General features: G+C 32.1%; 14 protein-coding genes and 2 pseudogenes. 15 read left to right on the forward strand and 1 reads right to left on the reverse strand.

Annotated elements, in window-relative coordinates:
- Positions 1-37 precede the first annotated feature (37 nt).
- From groL to FB551_RS14250, 7 genes and pseudogenes are all read left to right on the forward strand, one after another.
- Complete coding sequence (groL, locus tag FB551_RS14220) at positions 38-1,663, forward strand: chaperonin GroEL (RefSeq protein WP_047435225.1); 1,626 nt, start codon at positions 38-40, stop codon at positions 1,661-1,663.
- Positions 1,664-1,827: 164 nt separating this feature from the next.
- Complete coding sequence (locus FB551_RS14225) at positions 1,828-2,253, forward strand: hypothetical protein (RefSeq protein ID WP_142017946.1); 426 nt, start codon at positions 1,828-1,830, stop codon at positions 2,251-2,253.
- Between the two features lie 451 nt (positions 2,254-2,704).
- Positions 2,705-4,774, forward strand: a complete 2,070-nt coding sequence (locus FB551_RS14230) for a YCF48-related protein (protein ID WP_142017947.1) — start codon at positions 2,705-2,707, stop codon at positions 4,772-4,774.
- A 42-nt stretch (positions 4,775-4,816) separates the two neighbouring features.
- Positions 4,817-5,041, forward strand: a pseudogene (locus tag FB551_RS23530) (hypothetical protein); the annotation flags it as partial.
- A gap of 100 nt (positions 5,042-5,141) precedes the next feature.
- Positions 5,142-5,813 (forward strand): hypothetical protein, encoded by a 672-nt coding sequence (locus FB551_RS14240; RefSeq protein WP_142017948.1) that lies wholly within the window; start codon positions 5,142-5,144, stop codon positions 5,811-5,813.
- Positions 5,814-7,132: 1,319 nt separating this feature from the next.
- On the forward strand, positions 7,133-8,173 hold the full coding sequence (locus tag FB551_RS14245) for a hypothetical protein (RefSeq protein ID WP_142017949.1): 1,041 nt from the start codon (positions 7,133-7,135) through the stop codon (positions 8,171-8,173).
- The gene (locus FB551_RS14250) at positions 8,173-9,057 is read left to right on the forward strand and encodes a hypothetical protein (RefSeq protein ID WP_142017950.1); all 885 of its coding nucleotides are present in this window, start codon (positions 8,173-8,175) and stop codon (positions 9,055-9,057) included. The genes FB551_RS14245 and FB551_RS14250 overlap by 1 nt, the downstream gene beginning before the upstream one ends.
- A gap of 126 nt (positions 9,058-9,183) precedes the next feature.
- On the opposite strand, the gene FB551_RS14255 is transcribed toward FB551_RS14250, so the two are convergent.
- Positions 9,184-9,417 (reverse strand): helix-turn-helix domain-containing protein, encoded by a 234-nt coding sequence (locus FB551_RS14255; protein WP_142017951.1) that lies wholly within the window; start codon positions 9,415-9,417, stop codon positions 9,184-9,186.
- A 695-nt stretch (positions 9,418-10,112) separates the two neighbouring features.
- Here FB551_RS14255 and FB551_RS14260 point away from each other — a divergent pair.
- The 8 genes and pseudogenes from FB551_RS14260 to FB551_RS14295 all read left to right on the forward strand — a co-directional run bounded on the left by FB551_RS14260 (position 10,113) and on the right by FB551_RS14295 (position 16,288).
- Positions 10,113-10,637, forward strand: coding sequence for a hypothetical protein (locus tag FB551_RS14260; protein ID WP_142017952.1), 525 nt, complete (start codon positions 10,113-10,115; stop codon positions 10,635-10,637).
- A 128-nt stretch (positions 10,638-10,765) separates the two neighbouring features.
- A complete protein-coding gene (locus FB551_RS14265) occupies positions 10,766-11,401 on the forward strand; it encodes a hypothetical protein (RefSeq protein WP_142017953.1) in 636 nt (211 codons plus the stop codon).
- A gap of 183 nt (positions 11,402-11,584) precedes the next feature.
- Positions 11,585-12,130, forward strand: a complete 546-nt coding sequence (locus tag FB551_RS14270; protein ID WP_142017954.1) for an SMI1/KNR4 family protein — start codon at positions 11,585-11,587, stop codon at positions 12,128-12,130.
- Between the two features lie 69 nt (positions 12,131-12,199).
- On the forward strand, positions 12,200-13,375 hold the full coding sequence (locus FB551_RS14275) for a T9SS C-terminal target domain-containing protein (protein ID WP_142017955.1): 1,176 nt from the start codon (positions 12,200-12,202) through the stop codon (positions 13,373-13,375).
- 132 nt (positions 13,376-13,507) lie between these two features.
- Positions 13,508-14,173, forward strand: a complete 666-nt coding sequence (locus FB551_RS14280; RefSeq protein ID WP_167497857.1) for a DUF4919 domain-containing protein — start codon at positions 13,508-13,510, stop codon at positions 14,171-14,173.
- Between the two features lie 42 nt (positions 14,174-14,215).
- On the forward strand, positions 14,216-14,890 hold the full coding sequence (locus FB551_RS14285; RefSeq protein ID WP_047435269.1) for a hypothetical protein: 675 nt from the start codon (positions 14,216-14,218) through the stop codon (positions 14,888-14,890).
- A 36-nt stretch (positions 14,891-14,926) separates the two neighbouring features.
- Positions 14,927-15,526 carry an SMI1/KNR4 family protein gene (locus tag FB551_RS14290; protein ID WP_142017957.1) on the forward strand — a complete coding sequence of 200 codons (600 nt, stop codon included), beginning with the start codon at positions 14,927-14,929 and terminating at the stop codon, positions 15,524-15,526.
- Positions 15,527-15,630: 104 nt separating this feature from the next.
- Positions 15,631-16,288, forward strand: a pseudogene (locus tag FB551_RS14295) (DUF2461 domain-containing protein).
- Positions 16,289-16,326: the final 38 nt, after the last annotated feature.

The raw sequence follows: 16,326 nt of genomic DNA on the forward strand, positions 1-16,326 counted from the left end.
CTAATATCTGACATCTAACATCTAATATCTAATCAAAATGGCAAAAGAAATAAAATTCGATATTGAATCAAGAGACGCTCTAAAGAGAGGAGTAGATGCATTGGCTAATGCAGTAAAAGTAACTTTAGGTCCTAAAGGGAGAAATGTAGTAATCGAAAAATCTTTCGGTGCTCCACACGTAACTAAGGATGGTGTGTCTGTTGCAAAAGAAATTGAACTTGAAGACAGAGTAGAAAATATGGGAGCGCAAATGGTAAAAGAAGTTGCGTCCAAAACTAATGATATCGCAGGAGACGGTACTACTACCGCTACTGTATTGGCACAGGCTATCGTAAGAGAAGGTCTTAAGAACGTAGCGGCAGGTGCTAACCCAATGGATCTTAAAAGAGGAATCGACAAAGCGGTAACTGCTGTTGTTGAAAACCTTAAAGCACAGTCTCAGGCTGTGGGAGATTCTACAGATAAAGTAAAGCAAGTAGCTTCTGTATCTGCTAACAATGACGAAACTATCGGTGCTTTGATCGCTGAAGCTTTCGGAAAAGTTGGAAAAGAAGGAGTAATCACTGTAGAAGAAGCTAAAGGTATCGATACAACGGTAGATGTTGTAGAAGGTATGCAGTTCGACAGAGGATACCAGTCACCTTACTTCGTGACTAACCCTGAGAAAATGTTAGCTGAACTAGAAAACCCATATATCCTTTTAGTAGAGAAGAAAATCTCTTCAATGAAAGAATTGCTACCGGTTCTTGAGCCAATTGCACAAGGTGGTAAGTCTCTATTAATCATCTCTGAAGAAGTTGAGGGTGAAGCTTTAGCTACTTTGGTAGTAAACAAACTAAGAGGTTCTCTTAAAATTGCTGCTGTAAAAGCTCCAGGATTTGGAGACAGAAGAAAAGCAATGTTGGAAGATATCGCAATCCTTACAGGTGGACAGGTGATCTCTGAAGAGCAAGGTTTCACTATGGAAAACATCTCTTTAGATATGCTTGGAACTGCTGAGAAAGTTACGATCGACAAAGACAACACAACTGTTGTAAACGGTGGTGGTGACGAAGCGAAAATCAAAGGAAGAGTAGCTCAGATCAAAGCTCAGATGGAAACGACAACTTCTGACTACGACAGAGAGAAACTTCAGGAAAGACTAGCTAAGTTAGCTGGTGGTGTTGCTGTACTTTACGTAGGTGCTGCTTCTGAAGTAGAAATGAAAGAGAAAAAAGACAGAGTAGATGATGCACTACACGCTACAAGAGCGGCTGTAGAAGAAGGTATCGTTGCAGGTGGTGGTGTTGCTTTAGTAAGAGCAATCTCTTCATTAAACGAACTTTCTGGTGCTAACGCTGACGAAACTACAGGGATCAAAATCGTGAAAAGAGCGATCGAAGAGCCATTAAGACAAATCGTTGCCAACGCAGGTGGTGAAGGTTCTGTAATTGTTGCGAAAGTAGCAGAAGGATCTGGAGACTTCGGATACAACGCGAAAACTGACGAGTATGTTCACATGCTTGAAGCAGGAATCATTGACCCAACTAAAGTAACAAGAGTTGCCCTTGAAAACGCAGCTTCTGTATCTGGAATGCTTCTTACAACTGAATGTGTAATTACTGAAGTGAAGAGCGCTGAACCAGCTATGCCAATGGGTGGTGGAATGCCAGGAATGATGTAACAGCGTGTTGCTGAGACAAATTTAATATATAAACCGTTCTGCTTTTGTAGGGCGGTTTTTTGTTTGAAATTTAGTTGATAATTATAAAAGTTTTATTTATTTGCACTGAGGTTGTTTTTATATATTTGTGAATTACTGTAAGCATTTCAAAAACAAACCATTAAATGAAATTTTTAAAAATTCTATCTTTGTTAATTATAATTTTCATTGGAATTCTAATAAGTACAAAGTTAAAATTAACTGTTGAAAGTGCTGAATACAATGCTAATTACGAAAATATTTATCCTCCAAAGTGTTTCATAAAATTTGAAAACAAAAAATACCTTATTAAACAAAGATATAAATACAGGTATAAAATACTCAGTGAATATTGGTTTGTAGCCAGTGAAGGTTTTGCAGTTCAAAAATTTGAATTTCCTTTTGAAATGAATTATAGCAATGATCAAAAAAAATATATCCTATTAAAATATTCTGAAAACGAAGAATTCATTAAATTCAATTCACAAAAATATAAAATCACGGAAAAAAGGAATGATACAATTATTTCAAAAATAGCTGATGACAAACTTATTATATTTATTAACGAATGAGTAAAGTACTATTAATTCAAAGTCTCACAGATTATCAACTCCACAACTAAAATAACAAGAGCCCTTGAAAATGCAGCTCCTGTATCTGGAATGCTTTTAACAACTGAATGTGTAATCACTGAAGTAAAGAGCACTGAACCAGCTATGCCAATGGGTGATGGAATGCCAGGAATGATGTAACAACTTGTCGTTGAGATAAATTAATATGCTAACCGTTCTGCCTTGCAGAACGGTTTTTTATTTGTATTAGTTTTTTAACTATATTTGGTCCTCTAAATAAAACCATGAAAGCATACAATAAAGTTCTTAATTATACAAACTTTAAACTTGAATCAAAGCTCTGAAAAGATTTAGCAATTAACTAAAATTGCATTTACACTATTTTTGCTTATAAATATTATATTTCCATGATCATACTTGATCACAATAAAAACGTTATAAAAAAACATAAATGAAAAAAATACTTTTACTATTTTTAATTACTATTACTTTTAATCAAACATTTTCTCAGACTACTTGGGAGCTTTTAAACCCCAAACCAACAACAAATACAGGAAAGCATATTGAATTCGTTTCTAGCAATAAAGGTTTTATAATTACATCAAATGAACTCCTAGAAACTATAGATTCTGGTACAACTTGGACAAAAAAACAAAATATTACGGGTGGTAATGATATTAGTTTTAAGAATGGGATTGGCTATGTTGCAGGGGATTTCGGTTATATTTTAAAGACCATAGATAATGGTGTAAATTGGCAACAAATATATACTGGTTTTAATGATTCTTTTAATACAGTAAATATTATAGACAATAGCACAATTATTCTATCAAGCTCAAATAAAATCATTAAAACACTTGATGGTGGAGTTACATGGTTAAGTTATACTATTCCAAACGTAACAGTTGTCAAAACTGCCTTTACAAGTTCTTTGGTTGGACATGCTGTTTGTAATAACGGCAAGATACAAAAGACTATAGATGGTGGAAACACTTGGTATAATACTTATAGTACTACGACATTCCCATCTAACTTTTTCACGGTTTATTTCATAAACCAGAATGTCGGTTTTGCATCAAGACAACACGATTACTTATTTAAAACTACAGATGGTGGCGAAACTTGGACAGAAATTACAGGATCATTTGAAGCAATGTATGATTTTTACTTTTTAGATGAAAATAATGGTTTTGCCACAGGAGATTATGGTGCAACTTATAAAACGACTAATGGCGGAATTACATGGAGCCAGATTTTTTTCCAAGACGGATACTTTGACTATACTTCAATGTATGGCATTTTCTTTCAGGACAGTAATAAAGGCTTTGCTACGGGGGCAAGAGGACGAATAATTAAAACCATAGATGGAGGAAACACATGGACACAACATTCGCCCACCTACAATGATTTTAAGCAACTACAAATAGTGAATAATAATGTTGGTTTTGCATTAACTGATAATCAATTTTACAAAACCAATAATTTTGGTGACACGTGGACATTGGTTGGCACGTTAAATCTTGGCACTTCTGTTACTAGTAGCGATTTCACATTTGTTAATGAAAACTTAGGATATGCAACTACTGGAGGAACATATGGAGGACATGTTTATAAAACAACTGATGGAGGATCAACATGGGAAATATTAAATAATGGAAATGATATTATAGATGAAGGGATAAGTTCAATTTGTTTTTTGGATGGTAATATTGGTTTTATTTCTGGTGGTTTTAACCAAAAAAAAGTCATGAAAACAACAAATGGAGGAAGCAGTTGGACACAGGTATCAAACCAAGCCTTTGGAAATATTCAGTTTGTAAACTCGCTTGTGGGTTATGCTAATAGAATCGGGAATTATTATGGAGCAATGTATAAAACTATAGATGGAGGTAACACCTGGAATCAACTCATTGAAGTAGCAGGAGGTGGAATCAAATCTTTTCATTTTGTTGATGAAAATAATGGTTACTTTGTGGGAGATAATTCTCTATTTTACAAAACAACTAATGGTGGTACAAGTTGGACACAAATATCAGTTCCTTACGGCTACTATACGTTAACAAAATTTTACACCCCTAATATAGGATATATTGTAAATGAAAATGGTGAAATATACAAAACCATAAATGGCGGAATAAATTGGTCATCAGTAACAACTCAGTATAGTATAAACTCTCTTGAATTAGTTAATAATTATATTTTCACAGCAGGAACAAATGGAAAAATATACAGAAGCTTTACCGGGAATACAGTTTTAGGGACATTAGAAAAAGAAACTGAAAAACAATTTGTTGTATATCCCAATCCTACTTCCGATTATATCAATATAAGTTTAAATGGTAAAGCTGAAAAAGTAGAATTATATAGTGCTGATGGAAGGTTTCTAACTCCTAAATTCATTACAAATACAAAAGATTTCATTAAATTAGATATGAATGATTTTTCTTCTGGAATATATTACCTAAAATTAACTTTCAAAAACAATAAATCTGTGACAAAACAAGTTATTGTAAAAAAATAAAATACAATTACTATTGGCACAAATCCTTGCAAAACAATATATTTTGGACACAACGCAAAAATCGACGAATAGTTCAATATACTTGAAGCAAGAATCCTCGACCCAACTAAAGTAACAAGAGTTGCCCTTGAAAACGCGGTTTTTGTATCTGGAATGCTTCTTACAACAGAATGTATTATCACTGAAGTGAAGAGCGCTGAACCAGCTATGTTAATGGGTTGTGGAATACCAGGAATGATGCAACAGCGTGTCGCTGAGACAATTTAATATATTAACCGTTCTACTTTTGTGGAGCGGTTTTTTTTATTATTAAGCCGTTTTGTATATTTGATTGTCAAACTTTAATGATAGGCACAAAAATCCAACCATGAAAAAAATACTATCTTACTTATTAATCTTTTTCATATTTACCCTAATTTTAAACTGTAAGGCAAATGAATCATTTGGATTAAAAAAAATGAGCAAAAGTGAACGCAATACATTTATTTCTTCAAATTTAAAAACTCAAAGGGGTGTTAATCTGGGTAATTTTATTTTTCATCTACAGGAATCTAAAGTAGACTTAACACCCTTTAACCAAATTTTAATTGATGAATTAAAAACATCTCAGTATCCGTATGACATTAATATATTAACGAACGTATTGGTTAATAACAAAGAAAACAAATCTGAAATTGAATATATACTCAACTCAAAAATTAAAATTTGGGATACAGAAAATTGGTCTGAAAAATTCTGGACATTAATCCAAGAGTATAATTTAAATATTAAAAAACCTAGCTACTACTCTATAGAAAATAATTCATCAAAAAAATATGATGCCTCAATATTTCTAAAAACAAAAATCGAAACTGATGAACTAGGAAAAGAACCTATGTTAATGATCAATTGGAATATTACAAGCTACGAAGAAGGAAAACTTATTGAAACATTAGATAAGTTAGATATTAAACAAATAGATTATACTTCCAAAAATCAGGCAGTAAGTCTATATGGGAAAAGTGGAATTGATGGATTATTAAAAGTTATAACTTACTAAAAGTTTTTACTGTACAAAATATCTCAACTTTAATTGAATGACAAAAAAAATAACAGTTTCGGTAATAATCTGGCTAGTTTATGTTTTTGCAGACTACTTTTATCTTCCCTATTTTATCCAACCCTTTTCTTGGCTTTTAGTGTGTATAATCTTGCTAATTTTAACAGTAAGACAAGTAATAAAATTAATCAAAGAAAAGAAAAATATAAAGGTAAACAGAATAATAAATCTTTCAGTAACATTAATTTTATTTTTTCTAACGTTTTACAATTTCAACAAAATCCCCAACTTTATTATTGAAAAATTGACTGGAGTATTTCTTATAATAGGCGAAATCAAATAGTAAAAGATGTTTTGACAGAAAAATTGAAACCCGATACAACAGTGAATAATGGTATTTGTAAACTTTCATTTGACTTCCCAATTATTTCAAATGGTGGAAATGACATCTGGATTTGTCAAAATAAAACAGAAGGTACAAAAACTATCAAATTTTGGATTTCTCGGGGCTTTTTCGAATCACCACAAACTTATTTTATATTCACAAACGATAATGAGACACAAAAGCAATACGAAGAACAAATAAAACTAAAACCTGAATATAATTGGAAATTAGAAAAAAATTGGTACCGGATAATGGAACGAGATTAAAATTTCTTTTATCAAAATTTTCTGCATTAAAGCAACAAGAATTAGCCTTGAAAATGCAGCTTCTGTATCTGAAATGCTTCTAACAACTAAATGTGTAATCACTGAAGTAAAGAGCGCTGAACCAGCTATGCCAATGGGTGGTGGAATGCCAGGAATGATGTAACGGTCAGCGACCGAGGCAATTTAATATACTAACCGTTCTACTTTTGTAGAGCGGTTTTTTTGTATGTAAATCTAAGGTAAGATATTTAGATTGGAATCCTTGTCAAGGTTTAAAACCTTGACAAGGATCTGCTGAAATATATTTGAAAACGCAGCTTCTGTATCTGGAATGCTTTTAACAACTGAATGTGTAATCACTGAAGTAAAGAGCGCTGAACCAGCTATGCCAATGGGTGGTGGAATGCCAGGAATGATGTAACAGCTGTTGCTGAGACAATTTAATATATAAACCGTTCTGCTTTTGTAGGGCGGTTTTTTGTTTTGTAGACAACCCCTTTGTTTATCATTTATTATACTATTGCGTTTATCCCAAAACAACTAAAAATAAACCATTGTTTAACAGACAATTGTACAATACACATATGAAATAAGCGTAATAATATATATGTGATATTTGCGCAATGCGTATATTTGGATGTTATGTGTAATTAAATAAAAGAGAAACAATGATTGAATTGTCAACAATAAATGAAGACTTAGTAATTAAAAGTAAATTCATTACTGGTCACACAACATATGATTTTGCAATAAAAAATCTCTACCCTCTAATTAATAGATTAGATATACAAAGAAATCTACAAAATCCATCATTTTATAGAAGATTAAAAGATGATATATTAAATGGTTGTATTATGCCTCCTATTACTATTGCAATCATTGATAATAAATATGAAAATTCATCAGGTTCTTTATCAGACCTTAAAACATATGTGAATAAGCATATTGAAAACATGTTTATTTTAGATGGCATACAACGTTTGAATACTTTACATAATGCTTATACTTATCCGGAGATTGATAAATCATTAGATTTAAAACGTCCATTATTCATAAATCTCCTAATTTGTAAATCAATGGATAACCTGCTGTATAGAATGATTACCTTAAATAATGGACAAAAACCAATGTCGGCAAATCATCAGATTGAAATATTATTAAGTAACATTTATAATTTTGATGAATTAGGTATAAAAATAATAACAGACAAGCAAAAAGGTACAAAAGGAAAGAATGAAAATCATTTTGAAAAATCAAGCATAATTAAAGGTTATCTAGCTTTTATAACTAATAGCATATCTATTGATAACAAAAAAATTATTGATGAAAAGATGGATAATCTTTTAACTAAAAAAATTATGGAATCTAATATCACAAATGATAATTTAGAATTTTCAGATGTTATTAATTTGATAAATAACCTTTCAGAATCATCACTAACTAAAAAATGGTTTGATAACACTAATAATGTAATTGGTTTTTCAGTAGGAATTAGAAAGTCTTATAATTATTTTAAAAATGTAACTTTAGAAGATTTTGAAAAATCACTCTCTATATTCGAAACTACATTTAAAGGACTAAATTTATCTACAATAAAGCTTAGCAAAGAGAGAAGAAATTTGGTGAAATTTTTTATTGAAAATTTTGAAACTCAACACCAAATGAGTGAATATGATCTATTAGATATGTTTAATGATTATACTTTTTAATGAATTACAGTTTTACAGAATTAATTCAGTCAAGATTTCAAAGTTCACTTGTGCCAAGTTTAATATTAAATGCAGGCACAAGAAAGGAATCTTATTTAATTAGGCTTCTGACAGGTACAGTAAGTATTGCAAATAATTACACTAGTGAAATATTTATCCAAAAAACAAACTATTCTAAATTAGGAAAAGAAGTAAAAAAAATTATCTCAACAAAACCAATTAGAGAAGCATTAACACATCCTTTGCAACTTTCTGATCTGGATTTTTATATAAGTACTTCAGAACATTCAAATGATACATATTATGAATTATTAATTGATGAGGTATGCTCTTACTTTTTCGCAACGGAAAAAGAGAATCACACAACATCATTCCTTCATTTATATAGGATTATTGAATATATTTCTTATAGTTTCCCACTGATATACTCTTCATATTCCAGAGACTATTTTGGTACATTTAATAGACTAAAAAGTTATTTTGAGACAGCAAAAAGTGAATTATCATTTTTTGAAAAATTTCAAGAGAAAATAATTGATAGCTCCCTTTTAGAAAGTGAATTAGAAATAGATTTCACAACTGTTGATCCAATACTGGCATCAAAATATTATACTTTACTGAAAAATATTTTAGATCCCTCAAATTTAAAAACTGACGTACCCAATACGAAAATATCATTTGAATACAAATTCATATTAAAATTAGTAATTACTTTAAGAAATCGTTATTTTCATTTTGCAATTGGTGGCCAAAGAAATATCAGATCTAACGAAATTATTCAAAGTGATCTGTTTTTTAAGTTAGTAAATGATGAAATACTTAATTGGATAACAATAATATATTTTGAAATATTAAATCATTCTGTAAGTCAAAGAAAAATATAACTACATATAACATCATATTGGCAAAATGCGGGGTTAAACTCTGAATTGAAAACCTTCTCGTTTTTCGCCAATACTTTTCCCCATACCAATAGATTAATAAAAACAAATCCACTCTCGCCAGGATTTCTAATCAATTTTGAAATCCAATAAATCTTTAGGTGTTACATTTAGACCTTTGGCCAAATCAATTAATGTAGTAAATGCAAAATTTCTTTTTCCATTTTCTATATCGCTTACTGTACCTTTAGTAATTTTGGAACTATTTAGAACAACATCATCTTGGGTAAGCCCAGATTTAAGTCTTAAATCTTTGACGTGTTCTCCAAATCTTTTTAGTATTTCATCTTGTAAAACGTCCATTTATTAGCACTTTATACAAAGGGCGTAATTTTTTTTACAAATTTTGTTACAAGAACTTGTAACAAAATGAAAATTTCTTATATTTGGAAAAGATTACTCATTAGAGTAATTTTGCGATACTTCAAAGAAATATAGAAGCTATTGCTTAGAACCTTGCTTTTGAAAACTGGTAATTTTTATGCACGCAAGATGATAAGCAGGAAGCTCACGACCTAGGCGTGGGCTCTCTTATCTGTGTGCAGGGTATACCAGTACCTCAAAAGCGGATATTGTAGAGTCTCATGCCGTTTTTATTTTCATGTCGTTCTGTTCTTCTACAAACATCTTTTTCTAAGCCTGCTTTTACCACATAAAGTATCATGATACGGTACAATGGGGTGTACAATCCATTGCGGCTTCCGGGCTTTTAGAAAAACACAAATTCTACACTATTCATAAGGCTTGTATGGGCAGAAAGTTCAGAACTTCTTCCTTTATGGCCAGTAAAGTCATACAATAAAACAAAAAATTAAAACCATTAAGGAAAATGAAGAGAATAAGATAAGTTAAGATCCATCAAAGATGGATGAAGCAGTCTGCTGAATACATAGCTTCAGCTATGATCTTAATGATTCTTAATCCCTTAAAAATTCTTAATGGTTCAAAAAAATGTACCCCAATTAATCATTCATAAATCACTAAAAAAATACAGACTCATGAAAAAAAGCAGAACAGACTTTCAGTCCCGGCTGGGAAAAGGCCACAAAAAATACTACGGCTTACAGCTGATGGAAACCTATTTTCAGTTCAATGACCTTACAGCATCCAAAGAACAACTAAACAGCATTATGAATTATGCCCTCAAACGAAATAGCCGGATACAAGAAGCCCCATCCGTTATTCTTCATTTTTATCAGGCAATGCGGTCATTCATCCGTGCAGGTTATTTCATAGCGATGAAGGAAAAGAAAGGGATCATCAATACTCCGTTGGAAGAAGTTTCTCCATTAGTTCTTGGCCTGCTTTCTGAGAAAGAATACCAAAATCCTCTGTTGGTCTTCAAAAAAGCATTCAGAGAATACAGCATACAGGAGTTTGATTATTTTATATCCGGGATGGCCTATTTCTCACTTGGCGTATACAGCAATCTTCCGGAAAGGAATATGATAAACCCGTACATCCATGTGATCAAAATGCTGGATGCAGCGTATCTCCTTCTTGAAAGGAAAGGGAAAATATAAAAGCTATTCTAAAAGAACAATTTTTATTCAAATGCTCTCTATTTACATTTGATATATAGATACTCTCTAATGTTAATTTAATCTCTAAATTTGGATGTTTGTAACAAAAAAACAAATTTAGAATGAAAATGAATTGCAACAAATGTAAAAATGAAGTTATCATTATAAACTTTTCTGAAGAACAAAAACTTGATCTTTATATTTTGATGCAAAACGATTTAAAAGTATTTGCTGAAAAAAAATTAATTGACGAATTCAATGTAGACAAAAATAAAGCAAAAAATATTATTCAACATTTAAATAATAGAAATGGCAGATGTGCAGAATGTGAGTTTGAAAAATTGAACGGAGAATATGTTGAATGTCCCAATTGTGGTGCTTTTAATTATAATCTTAATGAACCAGTGTTTAATATAGAATTTTGCAGTCATTTAGAATGGTCTCTGGATTTTAAAAACATTGAAAATGAAAAGATAAAATATTATGCTAAGCCTTTTTGGTGTGATGGTATAAGTCATTTACCAGAAGACACAAAATCTTTACTTTATAATAATATTAAAAATGACAAGCAAATAATAACAAAAGCCTGGATTGGATATAATGGCAATGAAATTTATGAAATGAAAATCAAGTTTGGGAAAAGAGCTATAGAAAATTATAAAAATAATAAAAGCTTAATCGAATGCATTCCAGGAAATAATGAAAATCCGAATTGGATAAAGTTATTTATGGAAGATAAAAAGATTGAAATTCAATTAAAATAATAATTGTTGCTAACATGAGTATGCACGACTGAAGAAGGCAGTAACCTCGCACCACAAAGTCTCCCGACGTTGGAGAAATAAAACAAAATCCACCACCACACTAATTTTTATCCCCAAACTTTCTCTTATCTTTGTTTCAATAACGATCTGATCAATGCTGACGACGTAAACACCAAACAAAATATGGCAACAAAAGAAGAATTCTGGGACAGGAAAAAGAAATTAAATGATGATTTTTTCGTGATGGGCTCCGTGGCCCATCCTGCAACTGAAGAACAAATCAGAAAATATGAAGAAAGCACAGGGTTTAGCTTCAGCGAAGATGTTAAGGATTTTCTTACCTCATTCGGATCCTTACTTTTTGAAGTTAAAGAAGAGATCTGGAAACGTCCCCAGGAATTTGATGTTCTTCCAAGCTGGAAATTCGGGTATGGATTTTTTGTGTACGGACTTTCGCAGGATAAAGAAATGCCTTCCTGGATGGGATTTGAAGAAAAACATCAGGAAGCCATTGAATATAAAGAAAAGCCATTGGGACAACTGTTTTTCAAACGCAGTGGAAATCTCTACAGGGCATATACCGACAACGGAGTGATAAAAATTGAGTATGACAAATACGACGACGAAGATCATGAAGTATTTGAAGGAAATATTTATGATTTTTTAATTGAAGAAATTAATAATTTAGAACAGGATTATCTGGAATATATTAATGAAGGAAAATCCTGATGTATTTGTACACAACCCTATAACTGCTGACTTTACACCTATAAAACAAAAACACTAAACCTTATACCATTGAAAACAAAATTACTATTCCTTTCATTTTTAGGATCGATACTAGCGCATTCACAAACGCTCCATTTTAAAAATCTCGTCAATATGTCTGCAGGCAGAGGTGCCATCACCAGTGTCATCGTAGATGATAATATCTATGTGAGCAATGGATACCAGGAAAGCGGAGGTACTGCCAATTATATTGAAAAATATAATATTAAGGATAATAAGTGGAGTGTTCTCAAATCTACTCTAAGTCCCAAAAAATTTGCTAATTCAGAAACTTACGATAATAAAATCTATATTTTTAACGGTTGGGGAAACAGCCATCTTGAAATTGTAGATCTTGAAACCCAGAAAGTAACAGAAGGAGCAGTTAACCGTTCCTACACAGGAAATGCAGGTTCTGCCATCCATAATGGAAAAATATATGTGTTCGGTGGCAGCGGACTAAACGGTGCTGCAACCACTGTATTTTCTAAAAGATTTCAATATTATGATATCGCTTCCAATACATGGCATCCATTACCGGATATGCCATCAGCCCGAGAAACAAAAGGCAAGATCGTGAATGATAAATTGTATGTCATTGGTGGCTTTAACGGTACCTCATCCCGCATGATCAATGTTTACGACCTCAACACTAATAGCTGGACCAATCAGTATACGATGCCTTCAGGGATATCCGGACATTCTCTAGCGGTATCCGGTGATAAGATTTTTATTGCAGGAGGTTATAATAACCAGACTTTTCTGGCCTATTTTGATACAACAACCAATAAATTCCATCAGTTGTCATCCAACATGATTCCCAGAAGACATGCTGCAGCGGAGGTATATAACAATACTTTATACATTATCGGCGGAAGTACAACGTCTATTACCAAGTCAGCGATTAAAAGTATACAGGCAGCAGATATCAGTGAAAATGCACTCTCTTCAAACGCAGCCAATGAAAATTATGAAACTAAAACAAGAGTCTATACCAATGCACAAAAAGACGGTTTTGTGATCAGTAATAAAAATAACAGCAATCAGTTTGAATTTACCGTTTACTCCACAGAAGGAAAAGAAATACACAAAGGTTTTGCCTATTACAACAGAAATATAGATTTATCCAGAGTACAAAAGGGAACTTATATTTTTAGTTTTAAAGATGAGAAAGGGGTTTTGCAGCAGGTTAGAATTGTAAAATAATAATACACGAAAAAAATTGTTATCAATTCCATCATTCGCTTCAAAAATAATCCTGAAAACGAATTAATATAATACATGTCAGGAATGCAGAACATACTCTGCAAAAGGTATAATTCAATAATAAATATCAACATGAGAATTCTCCTCCTATTTCTTTTTTTTCCGTTTCTAAGCTTTGCTCAAGATAAATTTGAGTATAAAAAAGATTTTGAGAAAATACTTAAAGAAACAAAAAATATAAAATCAGAGCTTTATTATGATAATTTATTAGACAGATATAATAAAATAGACACAACACTCACAGATAAGCAGGTACTGGCTTTACTAATCGGTTTTACAGATAATAAATTTTATAAGCCCTATAAAGATCTTGAATTTGGTAAAATATTATATCAATTGAATACAGAAAAGGAATATGAGAAAGTAATTCAGCTGGGTGATGAATTTTTGAAAACCCACCCTTTCGACCTGAAAACACTTTTCGAAACATCCTATGCCTATTTTAAAACTGATCATAAAGAAACAGCGGATCAATATCTCTTGAAAACTAGAATAATATTTCATGCGATGGCCTACAGCGGGCAGGGATTTAGTCCTGATGAACCAACATTTGCATTAAATCCTAGTGATGGGCAGGATTATTTAAGAAAAGGATTTAATATGAAGATTGGAAAAATGGGATCTGGAAAGGATAAAAATGGTTATTTTCTGGATATTCTTGATATTAATTTCGACAATGGAAATACAACAAGTATGTACTTCATCATACCTCATGCAACAAAAAAAATGTTTGAATAGATTCTCTTGTTATTCGTAGATTTGACGACTAATAATCATGATATGAACGCTCAGGAACTTCAAACATTACTCACCGAAAGAGCAGAAAAATTTCATCTCAAAAATGAAGCATTTCACACGCTCCACAAAATACTCTCAGAAAATCCTGAAGAATTGATAGGAGGCTTTGCCCGCCACGAAATTACTTTTGTATTTGAGGGATACCAATATCTGATTGAACAGCGATACCGGGAACCTATTATCCGGGCAAGAATAAGTCTTTGTGTGGAAAAGGAAACGTATGTTGAAAGTTTAGAACCCATCGGGTATTATGATCTTGAAATGGATTTTGATGGCGAAATAGTGGACGACTGGTTTGTCATTGAGAAGGAAAAATACCTGAAAGATATTGGAATCATATCCTATTTTCAGGAGATGAATAAAAAAATGCCTCCTCAATATTTACGTAGAAACCACAGTGAATATAAATTTGTTTCTTACATCTCTCTGATTGGAACACTCTTCATCAGCAAAGATTTTGAAGGGGCCGGAGTATTTATCAACAGAGCAAACACTTATTTAAATGACACCGATAATGTTTTACCTGACAAAGATTATTTAAAGAAATGCCGATATTTCCTGAAAATAATGACCAGATATTTACTGGAAAACAATTTGTTATCTGAAAGCTTGAGGCAAAGATTAACAGAGAATAAGAATAATAACCCACGGCTCTAACCTCCGGGATCTTGTATCAATATCAGAAGAAATGTTATGAAAAAAAGACAATTTAAAAAACTGGACAATTCAATCTCAAGCTTTCAATGGATAAAAAAGAAAAGTGAAAAATATTGGCAGAAAGTAGATCTGATGGAATGCTGGGGATTCCAGATTCAGAAAGGAAGCCAATGGAAAAAAGGATTGTCAGAGTCTGAATTAGAAGATTTCCAGAACCAACTGAACATCACCTTTCCTGAGTCATTAAAAAACTATTACAGAACGATGAATGGTCTTGACAAACCGGGAATTGACAATAATGGTGGTGAAGGAGAAATTGATCTTGGTCCTACATTTTATTCATACCCGGATGACATTCCTATCATAAAAGCAAGAATTAAACTGACCATAGAAGCCAACCGCGTGACGGAAGATACTATGAAGAACCAAAATGTACCTCCTATTTTCCCCTATTTGGGACATCGGTTTTTAGTACTGGATCATGAAGAAAATGTTCTTTCCATGTTTGGCAGTGACATTATATTTTGGGGTGGCAATTTATCAAAAGGAATTGCAAAAGATATTTTTCCAATTCGTCATGCTGAAAAAAAGAAAATTGATACAAGCTCATTCTGGAACAAAAAAATAGGTCGCTAAAGCGTTCTACTCAGTTACTCCAATCGTTGAGCCTATAAATTAAATTACAAGAAGACAAAAGACTTTTCGTAAATATTCAAAAATAAAAACATCCATACAGCAACATGAAAAAAGCATTTGAATTTCTCAATCATTTAAAAGAAAATAACAACCGGGAATGGTTTGCTCAGCATAAATCTGAATACGATGTCATTGTAAAAGAAAACAAAGTTTTTTTTAATCAGATCTATGAGAAACTTCAGGAACATGATCAGCTCAAAGGAATTCATATTTTTAGAATTTACAATGACGTGCGTTTTTCCAAAAACAAAACACCTTATAAAACCAATTTTGGAGTGGGATATTCACGGGCGAAACCTATGCTGAGAGGTGGCTATTATATTCAGCTGGAACCGGCAACAGTTTTGTTGGTGGTGGATTCTGGGGCCCTGAAGCTAAAGATTTACTCCGTATCCGTAAAGAATTTGAAATCAGCAGCACAGAAATTGAAAGAATTATCGCAGATAAAACTTTTATACAATATTTTGGAGAACTTAAAGGAGAAGCTGTAAAAACGGCACCTCGTGGGTTTGATAAAAACCATCCGGCTATCGATTTAATCCGAAAAAAGCAATTCCTTGTGATGCGTAATTTACAGATAAGGAGGTTTTATCAGACAACTTTCAAAAAGAAGCCCTCCTGACTTTACTCGCTATGAGACCTTTTTTTGATTATATGAGTGAAATTCTGACCACGGATATGAACGGGGAACCTTTATTTTAAAATCGATTTTTTTTTATGTACTCTATATTAAAACAGAA

This window comes from Chryseobacterium aquifrigidense (assembly GCF_006716485.1).
GTDB classification, from domain to species: domain Bacteria; phylum Bacteroidota; class Bacteroidia; order Flavobacteriales; family Weeksellaceae; genus Chryseobacterium; species Chryseobacterium vietnamense.

Coding starts and splice junctions, on each gene's coding strand:
- FB551_RS14260 (WP_142017952.1), top strand. CDS start 10,113: ATGAAAAAAAGCAGAACAGACTTTCAGTCCCGGCTGGGAAAAGGCCAC.
- FB551_RS14285 (WP_047435269.1), top strand. CDS start 14,216: ATGAACGCTCAGGAACTTCAAACATTACTCACCGAAAGAGCAGAAAAA.
- FB551_RS14250 (WP_142017950.1), top strand. CDS start 8,173: ATGAATTACAGTTTTACAGAATTAATTCAGTCAAGATTTCAAAGTTCA.
- FB551_RS14270 (WP_142017954.1), top strand. CDS start 11,585: ATGGCAACAAAAGAAGAATTCTGGGACAGGAAAAAGAAATTAAATGAT.
- FB551_RS14290 (WP_142017957.1), top strand. CDS start 14,927: ATGAAAAAAAGACAATTTAAAAAACTGGACAATTCAATCTCAAGCTTT.
- FB551_RS14255 (WP_142017951.1), bottom strand. CDS start 9,417: ATGGACGTTTTACAAGATGAAATACTAAAAAGATTTGGAGAACACGTC.
- FB551_RS14230 (WP_142017947.1), top strand. CDS start 2,705: ATGAAAAAAATACTTTTACTATTTTTAATTACTATTACTTTTAATCAA.
- FB551_RS14225 (WP_142017946.1), top strand. CDS start 1,828: ATGAAATTTTTAAAAATTCTATCTTTGTTAATTATAATTTTCATTGGA.
- groL (WP_047435225.1), top strand. CDS start 38: ATGGCAAAAGAAATAAAATTCGATATTGAATCAAGAGACGCTCTAAAG.
- FB551_RS14240 (WP_142017948.1), top strand. CDS start 5,142: ATGAAAAAAATACTATCTTACTTATTAATCTTTTTCATATTTACCCTA.
- FB551_RS14245 (WP_142017949.1), top strand. CDS start 7,133: ATGATTGAATTGTCAACAATAAATGAAGACTTAGTAATTAAAAGTAAA.
- FB551_RS14280 (WP_167497857.1), top strand. CDS start 13,508: ATGAGAATTCTCCTCCTATTTCTTTTTTTTCCGTTTCTAAGCTTTGCT.
- FB551_RS14265 (WP_142017953.1), top strand. CDS start 10,766: ATGAATTGCAACAAATGTAAAAATGAAGTTATCATTATAAACTTTTCT.